Genomic DNA, 19,863 nt, shown 5'->3' on the forward strand with positions numbered 1-19,863 from the left:
CAGTAATGTGATGTATGTCTATAAAAATAAGGTCGGTGCAAGTGACAATCCTATCACCGGCACCGAGTGCCATTTTATAAATTTTCTTCCGCAAAAGAAGCTAAGCGACTCCTTACAACGCCGTTTAAATTAATCGTTGCACTACCTTCAAAATGTTTAAAGCGCTCCACAAGATAGGTTAAACCTGATGTAACCGGTGTAAGATAATTACTGTCGATTTGTGCCAAATTACCCGAACAAATCAGCTTAGTTCCCTCTCCGCAACGGGTGATGATGGTTTTTAACTGAGAGGCCGTTAAATTTTGGCTCTCGTCTAAAATAACCACTGCGTTTTGAATACTACGGCCACGCATGAAGTTCACGGACTTAAATTGAATATTCGCTTTCTCCATAATGTAATTTCTGCTCGAAATAGGGCTTTCATCATTTTTATGTAGTACCTCTAATGTATCGGTAATCGCCGCTAACCAAGGGGCCATTTTTTCCTCTTCGGTTCCCGGTAAAAAGCCTATGCTTTCAGCTATTTCCGGAGTATTACGAGTAACAATTACTTTATCGTATATGCCTTTTTCAATAATCATTTCCAAAGCACTGGCCAATGCCAACAGGGTTTTACCGCACCCTGCTGGGCCCGTTAAAATCACAAGCTCAATATCAGGGTCGAGCAATGCATCCAATGCCATCCCCTGATAGATATTTTTTGGTTTTACTCCCCACGCCATTTGGTGCATTAGTCGTTCGCGGCTCAAGTCTTTTAAGGTGATGTGTTCATCGTCAAAACTATCCACTCGCGCGGCAAAGTGTTCTCCATCATCAATCAAATATTCGTTACAAAATACATCGGGTAAGAGGCTTTTTGGTACATGATGTAAGGTGTAACGTCCCTTTTGCTCTGAAGTGCAATCTCCTACATTTTGCCAAAAATCTCCTGTTATTTTTTTGAAACCGGTGCTGAGTAACTTGATGTCGTCGATTAACTGATCGGTACGATAATCTTCAACAAACTTTAATCCCGCCCCTTTGGCTTTTAGACGCATGTTAATGTCTTTAGTCACTAACACGACTCTCTTTTCACAGTATTGTTTTTGCAGGCGAACGGCACAATTAATAATGCGATGATCATTCTCATTACCCGGTAAGCCGGAAATGCTATCTGGAAACAAATGATCATTCACAATAATTAACTTACCGCGCGCAAGTGGCCCATGTTCTTTGTCTGATTGAATACCGGGTAAACGAACTCCTTCTAGCATTTGTTCAGGGGAAGCGTCTTTTAGTACATCGTCTAGGCTACGAATAGCCACTCTAGCGTCACGACTTACATCGCGCTTTCTATCTTTAATGTGATCTAGCTCTTCAAGTACGGTCATCGGGATGACTACATCATGTTCTTGAAAGGAAAGATAAGCGAGGGGTTCATGGAGCAGTACGTTGGTGTCAAGCACGTACACTTTTCTGTCGAGGTCTTGATCTTTTCCCATAGCGCGTTCCTGTCGTTTGCAGTGATATATGCTATACCCATTACATTCGTTGGTAATAACACCAATAAACATAAGGCTATAAACCAAGTTTAGTCTATTTGTCATAAAAGTCCGTTTCATGACAATCAAGCGCTCACTTTTTAGACAAACACCGTTACTTTGCTTTTGCGCGTTTTGCGTTGCTGAATATGCACATTCAGCAACAATAAACAAGATTGAACAACATCAAACGAACGGGTAACATAGCCGCCTTTTTTCTGCTTAAGACGAGACAAACATGAATTTTTCCTTAGGTCAGCGCTGGATCAGTGACACTGAATCAGATTTAGGATTAGGCACTATTGTGGCTTTAGAAGGCCGCCAAGTAACGATATTGTTCCCAGCCAGTGGAGAAAACCGCGTTTATGCCATGCAAGAAGCACCCGTAACCCGAGTTGTTTTTAATCCGGGAGATATTATTCGTCATGTTGAAGAGTGGGAATTACAGGTAGAAAAAGTTGAATTAGAGGGCGATCTGCTGTGCTATCACGGTATCCGTCTCGATACAGAAGAAAAAACAACGTTAAAAGAAACCTTTCTTGACCATTTTATCAAGTTTAACAAACCACAAGATAGGTTGTTTGCCGGTCAAGTTGACCGCTTTGACCGTTACACGTTGCGCTACCAAACTTGGCAGCACCAGTTTCACCGCCAGCAATCTCATCTAAAGGGCGTTGTAGGTCAACGAGCTAGCCTCATTCCTCATCAGCTCTATATTGCCGATGAAGTTGGCAAACGCTTTGCTCCACGCGTATTGCTCTCTGACGAAGTTGGCTTGGGTAAAACCATTGAGGCTGGCATGATCCTGCATCAGCAAATTTTAACCGGCCGCGCTAACCGAGTACTTATCGTCGTACCTGAAAATCTACAACACCAATGGCTAGTCGAAATGCTACGTCGTTTCAATCTACGTTTTTCTATTTTTGATGAAGAACGCTGTGACGAAGCATTCGCTGATTCACCCAATGTATTTGAAACAGAACAATTGGTATTAGTCAGCCTTGAATTTATTACTAAAAAGCGCCGCTGGTTTGAGCAAGCCACACTTGCCGATTGGGATTTGTTAGTCATTGATGAAGCCCATCACCTGACTGTAGAGAAAGATAAACCCAGTACAGAGTATTTACGCATCGCTGAGTTAAGTCAGGATATTCCAGGGTTGATCCTTTTAACTGCAACCCCCGACCAACTAGGCCACTACAGCCACTTTGCGCGTCTGCAATTACTCGACCCTGACAGATTCTATGACTACGACGTTTTCGTAGAAGAAGAAAGTCACTACAAAGAAGTCGCTGAAGCCGCCAACCAACTATTGCAAGACGATGCCCTCGATGAAAAGGGCAAAGCCACTTTAATTGAGTTACTCAAAGATACAGACATTTCTGGCCTGCTTAACAGCGCACAAACGGGCGATGAAGCCGCTAAGCAAGAAATTTTATCTATGCTTTTGGACCGTCACGGTACGGGACGCATTCTATTTCGTAACAGCCGTAGCGGTATTGAGGGTTATCCTGGGCGTAAACTTCACAGCTATCCTGTTGCCCTGCCCAAGCAATACAAAACCGCTATGTCTGTACTTGGTAGTATGGGGGGAGTACAAAGCGCCGAGAAATCAGCTTTGCGAGCATTATTTCCCGAGAAAATTTTTCAGGAATTTGAAGGGACTGGCAGTAGCTGGGCCGCATTTGACCCTCGTGTAGAGTGGCTCATTGATACGCTAAAATCTCTGAAGCATGAAAAAGTTCTGTTGATCTGTGCTGAAGCGCAAACCGCCATCAGCCTTGAGCAAGTATTGCGCGAACGCGAGGCAATCAAAGCCGCTGTATTCCATGAAGGCATGTCAATTGTTGAACGCGACCGCGCAGCTGCGTTTTTTGCAGATGAATACGACAGCGCGCAAGTTTTATTGTGTTCTGAAATCGGCTCTGAAGGGCGTAACTTCCAATTCTCGCATCACTTAGTGTTATTCGATTTACCGTTAAACCCTGATTTGCTTGAGCAGCGTATTGGTCGTCTTGATCGAATCGGTCAAAAATATGATGTAAATATCCATGTACCATATTTTGAAAATACAGCTCAAGAAGTACTGTTACGTTGGTATCAGGAAGGGTTAGATGCTTTTGAAACGACCAGCACCACAGGGCAAATGCTTTATAAAGAGTTTTCAGAGGACCTTCTAGAGTTAATTGGCGATCACAACTGCGATGAAGATGCGCTAGATCCTTTACTTAAGCAAGCCGCAAAGAAAAATGCGGTATTGCGCAGCCAAATGGAACAAGGCCGAGACCGATTATTAGAGTTGCATTCAAGTGGACAAGGTAAGGCTGAACGTTTGGTGCAAGAAATTGAAACGCTGGATGATGACGTTGTGCTTCCCGCATACATGATCAATGCTTTTGATATTTTTGGTGTAAGCCAAGAAGACAAGGGCGAGAACACCATCATTCTCAAGCCAACAGAACACATGTTGAACCCATCTTTCCCTTGCTTAAAAGAAGATGGGATCACCGTCACCTTTGACCGAGCAACGGCTCTATCACAAGAAGATGCTCATTTCATTAGCTGGGACCATCCCATGGTACAGGGCACCATGGATATGATCTGTGATGATGATTTTGGCAGCGCATCTGTTGCGTTGTTAAAGAACAAAAAACTCCCTGCTGGCACCTTCTTCGTGGAGTTGATTTTTATTGCAGAAGCGTCCGCACCGAAAGCCTTACAACTAGGGCGTTTCTTACCACCAACACCAGTGCGTATCCTACTTGATAAAGCAGGTAATAATTTGGCAGCGAATGTTGCATTCGATGCATTTAACAATCAGCTATCCGCTGTTGGTCGTCAAACTGCGAGTAAATTGGCAAACGCCCTTCAAAGTGCTATTCATCCGCTGATCACCAAAGCTAATACCTTGGCGACACAGGAATTGGATGTCATCCAAAGTCAGGCCCAACAAAAAATGTTAGAAGTGATGGCCGATGAACAAGACCGCTTGGTCGCCCTCAAAGCCGTTAACCCGAACATTCGTGATGAGGAAATCAAAGTCTTTGACCTGCAACGTACTGATTTGACCAATCACATCGCTAAAGCTCAACTAAAGCTTGATGCTATTCGTCTAATCGTCGTTACTCACGAATAAGATTGTTGGCTCAAGGCCCAGTGTAGTGCTCGGCCTTGAGTGCGCCCCTTAATAGCTAAACCTAATTCCTTACTTTGCGATTATCAAAAACCTCGTTAAAATGTCGCGCTCGTTCCATTTAAGGCCAAACTTGTGTTGCTGAATTATGCGCCTCCGCGCGACCCTTACTTAGAAATTTTATATCAAGACTCTCACATGTTGGTGATCAACAAACCCAGTGGCTTGTTGACCGTGCCAGGTAAAGACCCTAAACATGCTGATAGTGCTATCAGTCGAGTCAACACGGTATTTCCAAACGCACGTATTGTACACCGCTTAGATATGGCAACATCTGGCGTGCTGTGTTTGGCAATGAGCAAAGAGGCACACCGCTTTTTAAGTATTCAATTTCAAGATAGATTGACGAACAAGTACTATATTGCCCGCGTTCATGGCAAATTAGAGCAACAAATGGGCTCTGTGGACCTACCTCTCATTTGTGACTGGCCGAACCGTCCTAAACAGATGGTCTGTCACGACACGGGAAAACCATCATTGACTCACTTTGAAGTGCTGAACTATGAAGATAACGCCACCCGAGTGAAACTAACGCCCATCACGGGTCGCTCACACCAGTTGCGCGTACATATGTTATCACTTGGCCATGTTATATTGGGCGATAGACTCTATGCCAAAGACGATGCGTTGACAGCTGCACCTCGTTTACAGTTACATGCACAGATGCTACAAATTTGCCATCCTGACACGGGTCAAATGATGACCTTTGAAGCCCTAGCGCCATTTTAATGGTCGATAAGGCTTAGCATAAAACGTAAGTCAGCGCTCTTACACCAAACATGCTACCCAGCAAAGTGATGAAATATGCTTTATTGCTACTCGCTTTGATTGAACAAACCCAAGGCGCTTGCGGTCATTGCTCTAACCCCGGTTTTTATGGTCAATGGATAATCAGGGGCAAACTCACTTGAATGTAACGAAGGTAAGGTTTCGCCATAAGTTTGCGCTTTTTCATATAAAGCGGGTTCTACACCGCCTAACCAAAAAATTGTAATAGGTATATCTTCATCTGTTAAACCATATAGACCGAAGTCTTCTCCTGCCATGACTGGCTCCGACTTCAGTACATTCTCTGAACCAAGCTCTTGCCTGATTGCGTTAGTCACCTTGAGTGCTAAATCTGGGTCATTGTAGGTAGAGGGAATCGTTTCATCTGTATTTACGTACACAACAGGCGCCATTTCTTCGGGCAAGCCTGCACTCAAAGCAATACCTTTGGTCATACGTTTTATTGTCGCGATTTGCTGCTCTCTCACTTTAGGGTCATAGGAGCGCAGCGTAAGCTGAAGCTTCACTTCATTAGAGATAATATTGTGTTTTGAGCCACCATGAATTGACCCAACCGTTATCACCGAAGGTTGCAGCGGCGATATCTCACGACTGGTGATAGTTTGTAACGCTAGCACAATACGCGATGCTAACACCACAGGGTCAACCGTTGTGTGTGGGTATGCCCCATGACCACCCTTTCCCTTAACCGTAATATCGACTGAATCCACATTAGCTAAGGCATAACCAGGCGCTATAGCGACTTTACCTGCAGGAACTGATGCACTTACATGAAGACCTAACACATGATCAGGCTTTGCGAACTGAGTAAACAGTCCCTCTTTGAGCATTGCTTTGGCACCCGCCCCCACTTCCTCTGCAGGCTGGGCCACCATCATTAAAGTACCTTGCCACTTGGAACGTAACGCAACGAGCTGCTTAGCCGCGCCAACAAAACTGGTCATATGAATATCATGACCACAGCCATGCATAACCCCAACTTTATTATTATTACTATCTAATACTTTCACTTTTGACGCATATTTTTTGCCAGTTTGTTCAATTATGGGGAGCGCATCGGTATCCGCTCGGATCATCACAGTTGGACCTTCTCCATTTTTAAGCAAGCCAACTACACCAAACCCCCCAACTCTTTGGGTCACATCAAAACCAAGTGCCTTAAGCTCTGAGGCCAACCGCACTGCTGTATTTTTTTCTTGGTAAGACAACTCAGGGTTTTGATGTAAATGTAAATATAACGACTCCAAATTTGGCATATCGCTTTGAATGTTTTGCGCTAAAGATACGGCATATGCTTGACTTGCAAGCACCAAAGGTAAACACATTAATAGCTTTTTCATTTATTATTATTCCCACTTCCTCAAGTCAGGCTTCAAATTAGCAACTAACACGTAGTTACACAATATTCTGCCAGCGATGTACTACCTTCACTTTTCTAACAATCAATTGATTGCATGATTAAAATTTAAGCTCTATCACTCTATACTTTTGCATAAGCCTATTGCCAATCAGACAATTTTCTCAAACTAATCAGCGGCTAAAATCAGCTCAAAATATACTAAAAAAACCAATGATCACACCGCTATACATTCAAACTTCCAGACGCTCAATTATTATAAATAAGCATAAAAAATACACATTAGATAACAAAAAACGAACAAAAGCGCCTATTTAACGATAAGAAAAATCATTTATGCACCCACAAAAGGAAATATAAATATTTTTACCATTTCAACTTTGACAACTGTTAAATAATGGCTAACTTTGTAACAACCTTTAAATAAAGGTTAACAATCTAATAATTATAAATAGGAACAACATGATGAAAAAATCTCTTCTTACTTTGTCTATCGCCGTCGCTATTACTAGTACCAGCACATTGGCTCAAGAGCCTAGCTACCAAGGTGCAGCAGCTGACATGGAAATTGCTAACACTTGTATCGTGCGATTTAACGATGGCGTATCAAAGTTTGATGTTGAAGGTAAAGCTCGCGGCATGGTTGCTAAAGCAAACGCTCAAGCAAAGCATATCTATAAAAATAGTATTAAAGGTATGGCAGTAAACATGAGCTGTGAAAAAGCCCAAGCTGCTTTTGCCGGTAACACTGACATTATGCGCTTCACTCCTGATGGCGTAGTACACGCGAGCCCAGCAAAAGTGCAAGGTAAGCCTGAAGTAAACATCAGTGCTGCGCAACAAACACCTTGGAGCGTATCTCGTGTAGGTGGTCCGGTAGATGGTAGCCAATACACAGCTTGGGTTATCGATACAGGTATCGACGTTGACCATGCTGATTTAAATGTTAATGCTAGTAAAGGTTTCTCAGCATTCACAAAAGGCAGAAATGCAGGCGTTGATGATGCTAATGGCCACGGTACTCACGTAGCGGGTACTATCGCAGCATTAGATAACGGTATTGATGTGGTAGGTGTTGCTGCTGGCGCGACGGTTGTTCCAGTTAAAGTACTAGATGCTCGAGGCTCTGGCAGCTGGTCAGGTGTACTAGCTGGTATTGATCATGTAGCAGCCAATGCAAGTTCAGGTGATTGCGCAAACATGAGTCTAGGTGGCGGTTTTAACCAAGAGTTAAATGATGCAGTTGAAAATGCGGCACAGCAATCAGGCGCATTCTTTGTTGTCGCAGCTGGTAATGAAAGTCAACACGCTGGTAATGTTTCGCCGGCTAGTGCGTCACACAACCGCGTTTATACTATCTCAGCGACTGACTCAAACGACCGCTTTGCTAGTTTCTCTAACTACGGCAACCCACCAGTAGATTATGCTGCACCAGGTGTTAGTATCCTGTCCACTCGCAAAGGTGGTGGCACAACAACTATGTCTGGTACGTCAATGGCATCACCGGCTGCATGTGCCGTTATCATGATGAGTAATGGTAACCCAAGCGTTGATGGTAAAGCGACTAACGATCCAGATGGTAACGCTGACAGTATCATTCATCTGTAAATCCCCAGTAGCAAAACGGCGCGCTTAACATAGCGCGCCGTTTTTTAGGCTAAATCTTTTCCAATCCAAACAACTTTGCCAATGATCTCTAATTGCTCGAGCTCATGAGGTTGAACATGTTGGTCAACATATTCTTTGTTGTCACTGATAAGCCGAACCGAACCATCTAAATATTGCTGTAATCGTTTAGCGTAAAGTTCTTCTCCAAGCCGCACAACATAAATCAACCCTTCACTTAACTTTTTATCTGATAAGTCGACTAAAATAGTGTTGTTGTTATGAATGGTTGGCTCCATAGAATCGCCCTTGGCAAACACAACCGCCAGCTGACTTTTATCTAGCCCTTTATAATCAACCCATTTTTTTCTGAAGGCTAAATGACGTTCAATTCGTGCCGCACCATTAAAAGCACCATGACCAGTACTCACTGAAATATGGTATCCCGGGACCAGAATAAACTCTTCTTCGAATTCATCCACACTCACAACACGTTGACTTAGTAAAGGGGACATATCGTTTTTGCTTGAAGCCTCGCCAACTCCCTTAACCAACCACATAAAATCCACCCCTGCTTGCTTCGCTATTCGCTCAATAACACTCAGTTTTGGATCCTCCCCTTTTAGAATTCTACGCAACGTTCCTTCTGAGACACCAATTTTTGACGCAAAATTACGAATACTATCTGGTTTAATAGCTTGCTCTACACGCGCAGAGAATGACGCAGTACCTCCCTCTTCACTGGCCGCGCTGTCGCTATAATTTTCATACATATATGATTTCCCTTATTAATTAAGAGTAAAAACCCGCGTTTCATGACACTGATCAAATCAAGAGTGACATTAAAGCTAAAAAAATTATTGAAATGCGTAATTTTTAGATCTAAAATTCAAAAAAATACGCACAACAACTTACGGGGACTCCCTGCCAATTTCAATCTATGCGTATTTAGTGCTGCATTATACATCAATTTATGAAGCTTTTCACTGGACATTAGTATTTTTGCGTAATAAATGAAGGAATTTATAAGTTATGCTTACACAGATTAACATTCAAGCCAATCGCACGCCCAAAGGGGCTGATATTTTAAAGTTTGCCCGCAAGTGTCGCGGTTATACTCAAGCTGAGTCAGCCGCCAGCTATGGCATTGAAGAGCGAACACTTAGACGCTGGGAAAACAATGAATATAACCCTCGTTGGAACGACGTGATAGGATTGCTAGAGGATGTTTATTCTCTTGATGTAGCACATGTAATTTTGGGTATGATGCGCACCAACGAACAAATCTAATAACGAATGAATAAAACAAGAAACAACATGACAGAAAGAAAAATAAACGAAGACCTAATTAAGGTTCCCAAACAAATCCCCCGCACTTCAGGAATACTATCTCGTAAAGTTGGTACAGCCATGTTACGAATTCTGGGCTGGCGCATTAGCGGTGAATTTCCACACTACAGTAAATTTGTTGCCGCCGTCGCCCCACACACATCCAATTGGGATTTTTTTGTGGCCATTTCTGTAAAACTGAGCCTAGGCATTGAAATTAAATTTTTGGGAAAGCACAGTATTTTTGTTGGGCCTATCGGCTGGCTCTTAAAGAAAATGGGCGGTATTCCGGTAGAGCGAAATCATGCTCACGGTATGGTTGCACAAATTAGCGATGTGTTTAGCCACTGTGATGCCTTAATCTTAGGTATTGCTCCTGAAGGAACCCGAAAAAAAACACCAAAGTGGAAAACGGGCTTCTTACATATTGCCAAATCGGCCAATGTACCCGTTGTGCCTATGGCTCTGGATTATCGCAAAAAGGAATTTGTCATTATGCCAGCGCTGTACATTCAAGGTGATATAGAACAAGAATTACAACGGTTCTGTAAGCTATTTGATAAAGAAATGGCTAAATACCCACAGCAAGTATCTGGAGATTAAACCCAGCTCACAATCTCTTGATTTTGTCGCAATATACTCGCAGCAAACTTAGCCTTGCCTATACTGGACAAATCAATCACACATAATAAAAATGACATGAAAAAAGTTCTTTCTTATTCACTTTACACACTTGCCCTTCTTTGTGGACAAGCATCCGCAAACATCACTGTACTCAATGCAAAGGCCTATATCGATGTGGAGTCAGGCCAACATATTAGTAACCCAAGTTTATTAATCGAAAACAATCGCATCATCAAAATTGCTAAACAAGGTCAATTACAAGTCCCAAATAATGCTCAGGTCATCACTCTTAACAATAAAACATTGCTACCAGGATTAATGGACATGCACGTACATTTAACGGGTGATCCGTCTGATAACTTTCTCGCAGCACAGAACTATTCAATTCCAAGAAAAACAGTTAAAGCTGTAAAAAATGCCCAAACAACACTATTAGCAGGCTTTACAACAATACGAAACCTTGGTTCACCGGGTTATAGTGTTATTGCGGTGCGAGATGCTATCAATGCACAAGAAGTGATTGGCCCAAGAATTTATAGTGCCGGTAATGCGATTTCAATTACAGGCGGACACTGTGACGATAACTTTAGCGCTCCTGAGAGAAAATCAGTCGCTGCGGGAGTTGCTGACGGGCCTTGGGCTGTGCGTGCTAAGGTGAGAGAAAACATCAAATATGGTGCCAATACCATAAAAATATGTGCAACTGGTGGGGTGTTCTCTAAAGGCACTAAGGTTGGTGTTCAACAATTTTCAGAACAAGAGCTACAAGCCGCAGCTGAAGAAGCACATTTACGAGGTCTGATTATTGCGGCGCACGCCCATGGTACCAATGGCATTAAAGCAGCTATTCGTGCAGGAATAGATAGCATTGAACACTGTAGTTTCATGGATGACGAGGCCATCTCATTGGCAAGACAACATGGTACTTATTTATCCTGTGATATTTATAACACCGAGTACACCTTGGCGCATGGAGAAGCTAATGGCGTCCCCGAAGAGAATATCAATAAAGAGAAACAAGTGTCCAAAGCTCAGCGCGAGAGTTTTCGTCGTGCAGTAAAAGCAGGACTGAATATGGTATTTGGCTCCGATGCCGCAATTTACCCACATGGAGACAATGGCAAACAGTTCACTCGCATGGTGCAATTTGGCATGACACCACTGCAAGCAATACAGGCGGCTACGATAAATAGCGCAGCATTGCTTAAACAAGCAGATTTAGGAAAGATCTCTGAAGGTTATCTTGCGGATATTATTGCCGTTGATGACAATCCTCTAAGCAATATTGCAACGCTGGAAAACGTCAGCTTTGTGATGAAAGATGGTAAGGTTTATAAACAATAAATCCCAACGGGCCTGTAATATAGCAGGCCTTGAAACATTCAATCTCAGTGGTACGAAAGAAACGCCTTAAAACGCTAGCTACAAATACTATCCCATTCCAATCATTGGGCCAAACTTAGTCATGCCTTGCTTAGCCTTTCTAATAGTATAAAATGCGGCCTGACATTTAGTTAAGTTGGTATTGATGTGCAGTTTAGAAAAGATATAAATGGTTTAAGAGCCATTGCCGTAATAGCTGTGGTGCTATTTCATTTTAATGCAAGCTGGATGCCCGGCGGTTTTGCTGGGGTAGACGTGTTCTTTGTCATATCTGGCTTTTTAATGACTGGGATAATCTTTAAAGGGATAGAGCGCGAAAACTTCTCCATTTTGAAGTTCTATGTTGCACGGGCAAATAGGATCATACCTGCGCTCGGGGTTCTGTGTTTAGTTTTGTTTATTTTTGGTTGGTTTTATCTTACTCCGTTAGATTACCGAGTATTAGGAAAACATATTGCCAGTAGCATGGGCTTTATATCCAATATCATTTATTGGACCGAGTCGGGCTATTTTGAAGCCGCATCCCATGAAAAATGGCTCTTACATACTTGGTCTTTATCGGCTGAATGGCAGTTCTATATAATCTACCCTATCATACTGGTGGCCATGAGAAAGCTGATGTCTTTAAACGCGATGAAGACGACTATTCTAGTTGCAACAATATTAGGCTTCATCTTCTGCGTAATAACCACTTATCAATGGCCTAACGCAGCATATTACTTGTTACCTACCAGAGCTTGGGAAATGATGATAGGTGGTGTTGCTTACCTATATCCACTTAGCCTTACACAAAGTAAAAAGAAGCTTGTAGAGTGGTTTGGGTTGGGGTTGATCCTTATTTCTTATATCTTTGTTTCAAAAGAAAATTTGTGGCCAGGTTATCTAGCTCTACTGCCAGTTATGGGAACATATTTACTAATCCAAGCACAAAGAAACAACAGTGTATTAACTGGAAATGTTATTTTTCAATATGTAGGAAAATGGTCATACTCTATTTACCTTTGGCATTGGCCGCTAGTAGTGGCTATTTACTACTTCTCTCTAAGTGATTACTTCATATACCTAGGTATTTTACTTTCAATTATTCTTGGTTTTTTAAGTCACAAGTACATTGAACAAATTAAGTTTAAAAATGACTTTATAAAACCTTCACAATACCTCCAATGTAAACCTTTTATATTTGTTCTTATAATCGGGCTAGTAGGTAGCTGTACCTTTATTTCTAATGGTATTAACCACCCCATTAGAGCTTTTTCAACATCAGAAGAAGTAAAGTACACTTCCTATTATCATCGCGACAATTATTACAAATATATACCTGAAGCATATAGCCTACAATGTAACTTTTTAGATAGTAAGACTCACAAGGTTAAGGATAAAGGTATTGCTGATGAGTGTGTAACTAACGGTAATGGTGGTATATTCATTTGGGGTGACTCACATGGGCAAGCGCTATCATATGGTATAAGAGAGGTATTTACTGATGTAAATATCAACCAAGTGACAACTGCTAGCTGTAGACCGCTGATAAAAGAAGATATAAAGACCATAGGTGATATAAAAGCATCTTGTGATATATCAAATAAACGAGCTAAAGAGGCTATCATTAAAATCAAGCCAGATGTTATTTTGCTTGTCCAGAGAGCTGAGCATAATGAAAATGAATTTCGAGAAATATTGGATTATATAAAATCTAACAATCTCGAAACAAAGCTAGTTTTAGTTGGCCCAGTCCCTCAGTGGCAACCATCTTTACCTGCGGTTATCGCTAAAAGGTATTTTGATAGTAGCCTTAAGTCAATTAACGATCACTCTTTCGTAGACGAGCTATTTGTTATAAATGAAAAGCTACATAAAAAGTATGACTCTTCAGACATTGAGTACATTTCTTTAATTGATAACCTTTGTGAAAACAATTATTGCTTAGCTAAAGTTGATGACAATAATACACCTCTAGTTTGGGATTATGGTCACCTATCATTAGAGGGATCAAAATATATTGCTAGTGAAATAATCAAAGGTAAATTAACCCCATTTTTGCATAAAAAGTAAAACCAATTGGAAGATCTTGAATTAATAGCTTTAATTTAAGATCTTTCATTCCACATACCAGAACATCATTAAATAAATCTCAATGTAATATTTGTGGATTCACTATAGCGTTACAGAATTATGGTGTGAGTTGTTTGAATAACCACCTCAGCAATAACCTAGGTGTAACTGATTAAAAAAACGCCAGAACGCCATTGAGTTCAATCCACAAAAAAACCTCACATTTTACATTTATTTTACAAAAATAAAATTTACTCTACGCTTATACTTAAGTCATGCTTAAGCACTGGCTGATAAAAGCTAAAAAGGACTGCAAACAAGGGTAAACAACCATGGAACATACGGCATACAAAGCGCAACCATCCAGATTACTATCAATTGATTTACTGCGTGGATTAATTATTATTCTTATGGCATTAGATCACACCAGAAACTACTGGGGAGTGACGCCTTTCTCACCTACCGATCTGGAATTTAGCAATTGGGCTTGGTTTTTTACCCGCTGGATAACTCATTTTTGTGCACCACTATTTGTCTTTTTAACTGGCCTTAGCGCCTTTTTATATGCACAAAAAGTACAAGACCCAAAGCAATTGCGATATTTTCTATTTACGCGTGGTGTCTGGCTTATCATCTTAGAGATTGCCCTTATCACACCCAGTTGGCAGGTGAGTTATAACAGCATTGTACTTCAGGTGATCTGGGTCATTGGTTGCTCAATGGTATTGCTATCGCTAATAGTCAATATGAGTGCTAAATGGATCCTCATGCTGACCCTACCTTTTCTTATATTACACAACGCACTTAATGATACCGCGATGTTAGAGAGTTTCGGCTCACTCAGTTGGCTTTGGCATATACTTCATGTGCAAGGCAGTATTTCCTTTGCTGATATGGGCATTAATGCCTATGTAGCTTACCCGTTGATACCTTGGTTTAGCATCATGGCACTGGGTTATGTTGTGGGACATGTTTACACATGGCAATCATATAAACGTATTACTTACCTAACCAATTTGGGATTAGGAATGATCATTAGTTTTATCATACTCAGAGCTACTGGTGTTTATGGTGATCCTAGTGCTTTTGCATCTCAGTACAATCCCATCACCTCTGTATTATCATTTCTAAATACTCATAAATATCCGCCATCTTTGCAATACGCCATGATGACTCTTGGACCAGGACTCATCTTATTAGCGCAACTAGAAAAACTTAACACTAAACAAAAGCTGTATCGTTATGTAAGTTGGCTAAAAGTATTCGGCGCTGTACCGCTATTTTTTTACGTCATTCATGTACCCATTATTAATGGTTTTGCCCACCTTTATACCTGGCAGAAATTTGGCAAACCCATCAATATGTTTTTTGCTGGTGGTGATTTGCCCGCCAGCTACCAACCTAGCTTATGGCTAACTTATACGGTTTGGCTATTGCTACTACTCGCTTTGTATTACCCCTGTAAGTACTACGCCAGCCTAAAACGGCAATCTAACAGTGCAATTTTGAGTTACTTGTAAATCCAGCCTTATGAAGGGGCATTTTCTGCCCCCATTAAAAATACAATAATCACTTTAAAGGAACAAAGGTGAATTTTAAACCTTTATAGTAAAAAATTTGTAATGTTTGGTTAAATAATTTAGTGTTCCCAGCGTAAACACTCAAATTGGTGTTTACTAATGAAAAACTATTAATAACACGGGAAACACAATGAAAAAGACCAGCCTTTGCCTATTAATGGCTTTAGCAACATCAACCAATAGTATTGCTTTTACGCAACTAGGCGGTGGTGGCATTATGCCAATGGGCCATGAGTGGCTCACGCGCACAGCCGCTTTGGAGTTACTAGATGCCGAGCATATTATTAGCCCAGATCCCAACGACCCTCGTCCAACTTGGCAATATGGATTAGCGAAAAATACCGACTTAAGTGGTGCCTACAGTGAAATATCTAAGATCAGCGCACACACCAATAACAATACAAATTATCAACCGCGCTTTGACAATGTGTATGCCGCAATCGTAGGTGAACGCTGGGTTGATATTGCTGGGTTCAATGTATCCAATGCCAGTATTGATCCTACCGGGCCAAATTGCTTCAGTGCCATCTCCCAAGAGCCTGCGGACTTGCAACAGGATCACTTTATGCGTCGCTATGATGATGTTGCCGGTCAAGGTGGTGTAGACGCGGCTCGCCGTGGTCAACAACGCTTTATTCAACACTTTGTAGACGCTGCAATGGCACAGCAAAAGCGCATTAAGGTCTGGGATGGTGGAGGCTACTCCGCACAAGCAGACGTAGATCATAATTACTTCTTGTTTGGCCGCGCTGTCCATTTATTCCAAGACTCATTTAGCCCAGAACATACTGTTAGGCTACCTCAAGATAACTACGAAAAAGTGTGGCAAGTTAAAGCTTACTTGTGTTCAGAAGGTGCCGAGCAGCATAGTCATGACACTAAAGATGTGCTGAACTTTAGCAGTGGCGATGTGATCTGGCATGAAAATACCCGCTTAGACTCTGGTTGGAGTAGCTATAAGATCAGTAGCATGAAACCGGTTGCTTTGGTTGCACTTGAAGCCAGTAAAGACCTATGGGCTGCATTTATTCGCACCATGGCGGTGCATCCAGAGCAAAGAGAGCAAGTCGCTCGATTAGAAGCTCAAACACTGGTGGATAATTGGCTTTCATTTGATGAGCAAGCCATGCTTACTTGGTATGACAATCAACAACGCCGCGATCACACCTATGTACTTGCACCTAACGAAACGGGCCCTGGAAAAACACTTGAAGAGTGTATGCTTGAGCTCAATGTCGGCACCAGCAGCCAAGCAGAACGTGTGGCTCAACTCGACGCCGAGCGTCGCCAGTGTTTATATAATATTGAAGCTGAGCCTGGGTACGAGGATCTCCATGACCCACACATGGATATGCCTTATAACTGGCGCTGGAAATCTCTAACTTGGAAAACGCCACCTAGTGACTGGCAAGCTCCACAACAAGCGGCCGACAAAGGTCAAACCATTAGCTTTCAATCGGCGCTAAACGGCCAACCTGTGCACACTAAAAATGGCCTAACCAATGACGCCAGATTAGTCGCGACCTCTGGCACAGCCACTGAGTTTATCAAAGTCCCGACATCGGACGGCGCATTTTATTTACGAAGCAAAGACAACCCAGAACTGTTTTTCAGCTATAGCGCAACGTCATCTGGTTATGCCAAACTTGTTGATTCACCACGCCAATCCGCCTATCAGCTTATTTATCAAGGCGGTGTTTGGAATATTAAAAATACCTATTGGCAACAGTATTTCTGGCTCGATAGCAGCGATAACAGCATACACCTCAATCGTCATGGCGAGCCAAATCACAGCTCAGCGAAATGGATCCTCAACCAATAGCAAGTAAACGCAAATAAAGGCGATGGCAAGCATTTAGCTTGCCACTGCCTTTTCTCTAACATTGCCTATTTTATAGAATTATTTAATATCTACCTCGATTGTTGTGCCATGATTAGCCCCTTCGCCCAATGTTGATACAAAATACCAACCCGGTTGTAGGCCATCTAGTTTGAGATATTCATCACTGCCAGAGTGCTGTGAAGAAAAGTCGTAAAAATTGCGACTTGGCCAAAACTGCCCTACATATAAATTTGTGTTACCAAAGCCGTGACGAGTGCGGATCTCTACTTGACTATCTGGTTCAGTAATTTTGATATAGAAGTGACTATCTCCCGCTCCCGCACATACCGCTTGTTCATCAAATAATTGGCCATAATTGAGCGGTGGCATAGAGCGACACGTGTCCGGTAACTCTTTTGGTTTCTTCGCCCCCTCTCTAAGCGCACTGTCATAGCTTGCTGCCAACATCACCGATTGATAGGGTTTGGAGTCTGCGATTGACACATAGTGAATACCCTTATTTAGCGTAACGGTCAGTACTTGCTCTGCGTGCACGGTTTTCGAACGCACCACTGCATTATTTTCAGTTGCCCATTGTCTTGGGTTGTACAGTAAACGTGTGGTTTTTTGTGCGCCTCGGGTACTTAAATATAATGTGGTGTTGTCATGATTAACCTGTACTTTAAAGTACTGCATCTGCCCGCTGATACACTCCGCTTGGTCGAGCTTCAAAGTGTCACCAGAGCTTGCAGTATCCCCTTCTAAGCAGTTAGCTGGAAGGTAAAGCGGAACGCCCAACTCATTTTTGGCTCGCAGTTGTAGCCCATCCGGATCACCTTCATGTGGCTGTGGCAGCCAAGCCTGTAAACAGGCCGCATCTTTCACGCAAGGGTCTGTCAGTGCTTTCATAAAGTTAACAAGGTCGGTGATATCTTGCTCACTTAGATCCAGAGGAACCAACACTGGGGCCCCGTCAGATATTTCAAAATCAACGATTTTGGCCGCTTCTTCGGTATTTATCTCAGCATCTACGAATAGCGACTCGCAATCCTCTCGATGCTTAAATTGCGCTTGCTGACACCACCTTTTGTTGTCGAAATAATCACGCAATGTGGCGCGATAATCATTGTAATGCTCCATCACTTGTTCAAGCGTATCGTAATTACCTGCATGACCGTAAGGACCAGTGACTTCAATATTCAACAGCGTTCCAGAGCGGAAGCTAAATATATCAGCCTCACTGTTGTTACGATGCATACGGCCAAGGTCATTGGTTTGGGTGTCTCCCGCGCCTGTACCCGGGCCTATTTGTGGAAACGCCAACCTATGGTAGTTAGATACCTTGGTTTGCGTAAAGCTGTCAGTGTTGTGGCAACCGACACATTGTGTGGGTATATCCGTTGGCGGTTCACCGCCATCCGATGGCGGAGGGGGCAGGTATAAATATAAGAATGCACCACGCTTTTGCGACTCGGTGATCGCTGACTTATCACCTCGAACGTAAGCAAACCAAGGGTTATTGGTAAAGTTCATGGACTTTTCGTAAGCAGCAATCGCTTTAGTTATGTTGTTAAAAGTGACCACCTCTTCACCGGGTGAAGTGCTTGCACCATACACCTTTTCAAAATGCGCTCGCCAATTGTTTTTAAACAACTCACCCTGACCACTGCCATAGTCGCCAATTCGTGCGGCTAAATGTGCTCTAACAGCTTCATTTGACTGCCCCTGCATAAAATCAAAACCACGCATCTCGGAAGCGGTGATCACAGGAAAACGAGACTGCGCTTGCAATAAGCTATCTCCCGCATTTGGATCTGCCTGTTCATAGGGAACATCCGGTGTGCTAATACCCCGCTCGGGGTTTAACCAGTCCAAGAATTCGACACGCGCATCACGAAACAAGCTACGCTTTTCAGTCCAGGCATTAAAAACTGTGGGTGAGTTTCTGGGTATATACAGATTGTCAGTTAGGGTTTCTCTACCTGGTCCCAATACATCTTCATCTTTTGCCAGCGTACCGATTGGCAATGCTAAACCATCACCACCGCCTAAATAGGGATGGTGACAGCTTGCACAGGCCACATCTTTGTTGCCACTCAACGCTTTGGTAAAAAACAATAGTTTTCCAAGCTGCACTTCGGGGTCATCTACAGCGGGAATATTTGCGCCGGTGGTTAAATCTCCCGTTAATTCATGCTGCGCTATCAACTGCGCAAGCTTGGCGTCTAAATCAGGTTCTTCGGATGGAAGTACATCACTGGCAAGTACCTTGCTGGCGACTGCGCAGAGGCTGATCAGTAAAGCAATCCGTCTTCTCATTGTTATCATGTTAGTTTCCTTTGCTGTTTGAGAATGCTCTCAAACCTGAAAACTAACCCAAAAAATTTACATTTGCAAAATACTAAATACAAATACCGCAAAAATAAATTTAAATGTATATTTTTCATAGATTTAAAAAACAAAGCAAGTAAAAAACAAACAAAAACAACAGTATAATTAGCAATGATTAAAGGTTAAGTTATGACCAAAGTTAAATAAAGGTTAACAATGCGCTATTGCTCTTTGCTCATAAAAATCAGAACATATAACCAAAAAATCTACATCCCCCA

General features: G+C 42.3%; 13 protein-coding genes. 9 read left to right on the forward strand and 4 right to left on the reverse strand.

Annotated features, from left to right (window positions below; genetic code table 11):
* Positions 1-74: 74 nt before the first annotated feature.
* The gene (locus BIW53_RS17370) at positions 75-1,481 is read right to left on the reverse strand and encodes a PhoH family protein (RefSeq protein WP_070993510.1); all 1,407 of its coding nucleotides are present in this window, start codon (positions 1,479-1,481) and stop codon (positions 75-77) included.
* 277 nt (positions 1,482-1,758) lie between these two features.
* On the opposite strand from BIW53_RS17370, the gene rapA reads away from it, so the two are divergent.
* Together rapA and rluA are read left to right on the forward strand one after the other, a co-directional pair.
* Positions 1,759-4,656, forward strand: a complete 2,898-nt coding sequence (rapA, locus tag BIW53_RS17375) for an RNA polymerase-associated protein RapA (RefSeq protein ID WP_070993283.1) — start codon at positions 1,759-1,761, stop codon at positions 4,654-4,656.
* Positions 4,657-4,788: 132 nt separating this feature from the next.
* Entirely contained in the window at positions 4,789-5,442 is a 654-nt protein-coding gene (rluA, locus tag BIW53_RS17380; protein WP_070993284.1) for a bifunctional tRNA pseudouridine(32) synthase/23S rRNA pseudouridine(746) synthase RluA, read from the forward strand.
* A gap of 86 nt (positions 5,443-5,528) precedes the next feature.
* Here the strand turns inward: rluA and BIW53_RS17385 are convergent, their stop codons facing one another.
* Positions 5,529-6,842 (reverse strand): amidohydrolase, encoded by a 1,314-nt coding sequence (locus BIW53_RS17385; RefSeq protein WP_070993285.1) that lies wholly within the window; start codon positions 6,840-6,842, stop codon positions 5,529-5,531.
* 479 nt (positions 6,843-7,321) lie between these two features.
* Between BIW53_RS17385 and BIW53_RS17390 the strand changes: the two genes are divergently transcribed.
* The gene (locus BIW53_RS17390) at positions 7,322-8,467 is read left to right on the forward strand and encodes a S8 family serine peptidase (protein WP_245699471.1); all 1,146 of its coding nucleotides are present in this window, start codon (positions 7,322-7,324) and stop codon (positions 8,465-8,467) included.
* A 44-nt stretch (positions 8,468-8,511) separates the two neighbouring features.
* Here the strand turns inward: BIW53_RS17390 and BIW53_RS17395 are convergent, their stop codons facing one another.
* The gene (locus tag BIW53_RS17395) at positions 8,512-9,237 is read right to left on the reverse strand and encodes an XRE family transcriptional regulator (protein WP_070993287.1); all 726 of its coding nucleotides are present in this window, start codon (positions 9,235-9,237) and stop codon (positions 8,512-8,514) included.
* 259 nt (positions 9,238-9,496) lie between these two features.
* On the opposite strand from BIW53_RS17395, the gene BIW53_RS17400 reads away from it, so the two are divergent.
* From BIW53_RS17400 to BIW53_RS17425, 6 genes are all read left to right on the forward strand, one after another.
* Positions 9,497-9,754 carry a helix-turn-helix domain-containing protein gene (locus tag BIW53_RS17400; RefSeq protein WP_070993288.1) on the forward strand — a complete coding sequence of 86 codons (258 nt, stop codon included), beginning with the start codon at positions 9,497-9,499 and terminating at the stop codon, positions 9,752-9,754.
* 27 nt (positions 9,755-9,781) lie between these two features.
* Positions 9,782-10,396 carry a 1-acyl-sn-glycerol-3-phosphate acyltransferase gene (locus BIW53_RS17405; RefSeq protein ID WP_070993289.1) on the forward strand — a complete coding sequence of 205 codons (615 nt, stop codon included), beginning with the start codon at positions 9,782-9,784 and terminating at the stop codon, positions 10,394-10,396.
* Between the two features lie 96 nt (positions 10,397-10,492).
* Positions 10,493-11,761 carry a Xaa-Pro dipeptidase gene (locus BIW53_RS17410; RefSeq protein ID WP_070993290.1) on the forward strand — a complete coding sequence of 423 codons (1,269 nt, stop codon included), beginning with the start codon at positions 10,493-10,495 and terminating at the stop codon, positions 11,759-11,761.
* A 186-nt stretch (positions 11,762-11,947) separates the two neighbouring features.
* Entirely contained in the window at positions 11,948-13,852 is a 1,905-nt protein-coding gene (locus tag BIW53_RS17415; RefSeq protein ID WP_070993291.1) for an acyltransferase family protein, read from the forward strand.
* A 332-nt stretch (positions 13,853-14,184) separates the two neighbouring features.
* On the forward strand, positions 14,185-15,372 hold the full coding sequence (locus BIW53_RS17420; RefSeq protein ID WP_070993292.1) for an acetyltransferase domain-containing protein: 1,188 nt from the start codon (positions 14,185-14,187) through the stop codon (positions 15,370-15,372).
* 190 nt (positions 15,373-15,562) lie between these two features.
* A complete protein-coding gene (locus tag BIW53_RS17425; protein ID WP_070993293.1) occupies positions 15,563-17,254 on the forward strand; it encodes a hemolysin D in 1,692 nt (563 codons plus the stop codon).
* 78 nt (positions 17,255-17,332) lie between these two features.
* Here BIW53_RS17425 and BIW53_RS17430 read toward each other — a convergent pair whose 3' ends face one another.
* Positions 17,333-19,582, reverse strand: coding sequence for a cytochrome c peroxidase (locus BIW53_RS17430; RefSeq protein WP_245699473.1), 2,250 nt, complete (start codon positions 19,580-19,582; stop codon positions 17,333-17,335).
* Positions 19,583-19,863: the final 281 nt, after the last annotated feature.

Source organism: Pseudoalteromonas byunsanensis (genome assembly GCF_001854475.1).
Taxonomy (GTDB): domain Bacteria; phylum Pseudomonadota; class Gammaproteobacteria; order Enterobacterales; family Alteromonadaceae; genus Pseudoalteromonas; species Pseudoalteromonas byunsanensis.

Excerpts from the sequence above, each read along its gene's own strand:
- BIW53_RS17370 (WP_070993510.1), bottom strand. The coding sequence starts at position 1,481 with ATGGGAAAAGATCAAGACCTCGACAGAAAAGTGTACGTGCTTGACACC.
- rapA (WP_070993283.1), top strand. The coding sequence starts at position 1,759 with ATGAATTTTTCCTTAGGTCAGCGCTGGATCAGTGACACTGAATCAGAT.
- BIW53_RS17385 (WP_070993285.1), bottom strand. The coding sequence starts at position 6,842 with ATGAAAAAGCTATTAATGTGTTTACCTTTGGTGCTTGCAAGTCAAGCA.
- BIW53_RS17390 (WP_245699471.1), top strand. The coding sequence starts at position 7,322 with ATGATGAAAAAATCTCTTCTTACTTTGTCTATCGCCGTCGCTATTACT.
- BIW53_RS17395 (WP_070993287.1), bottom strand. The coding sequence starts at position 9,237 with ATGTATGAAAATTATAGCGACAGCGCGGCCAGTGAAGAGGGAGGTACT.
- BIW53_RS17400 (WP_070993288.1), top strand. The coding sequence starts at position 9,497 with ATGCTTACACAGATTAACATTCAAGCCAATCGCACGCCCAAAGGGGCT.
- BIW53_RS17405 (WP_070993289.1), top strand. The coding sequence starts at position 9,782 with ATGACAGAAAGAAAAATAAACGAAGACCTAATTAAGGTTCCCAAACAA.
- BIW53_RS17410 (WP_070993290.1), top strand. The coding sequence starts at position 10,493 with ATGAAAAAAGTTCTTTCTTATTCACTTTACACACTTGCCCTTCTTTGT.
- BIW53_RS17420 (WP_070993292.1), top strand. The coding sequence starts at position 14,185 with ATGGAACATACGGCATACAAAGCGCAACCATCCAGATTACTATCAATT.
- BIW53_RS17425 (WP_070993293.1), top strand. The coding sequence starts at position 15,563 with ATGAAAAAGACCAGCCTTTGCCTATTAATGGCTTTAGCAACATCAACC.
- BIW53_RS17430 (WP_245699473.1), bottom strand. The coding sequence starts at position 19,582 with ATGATAACAATGAGAAGACGGATTGCTTTACTGATCAGCCTCTGCGCA.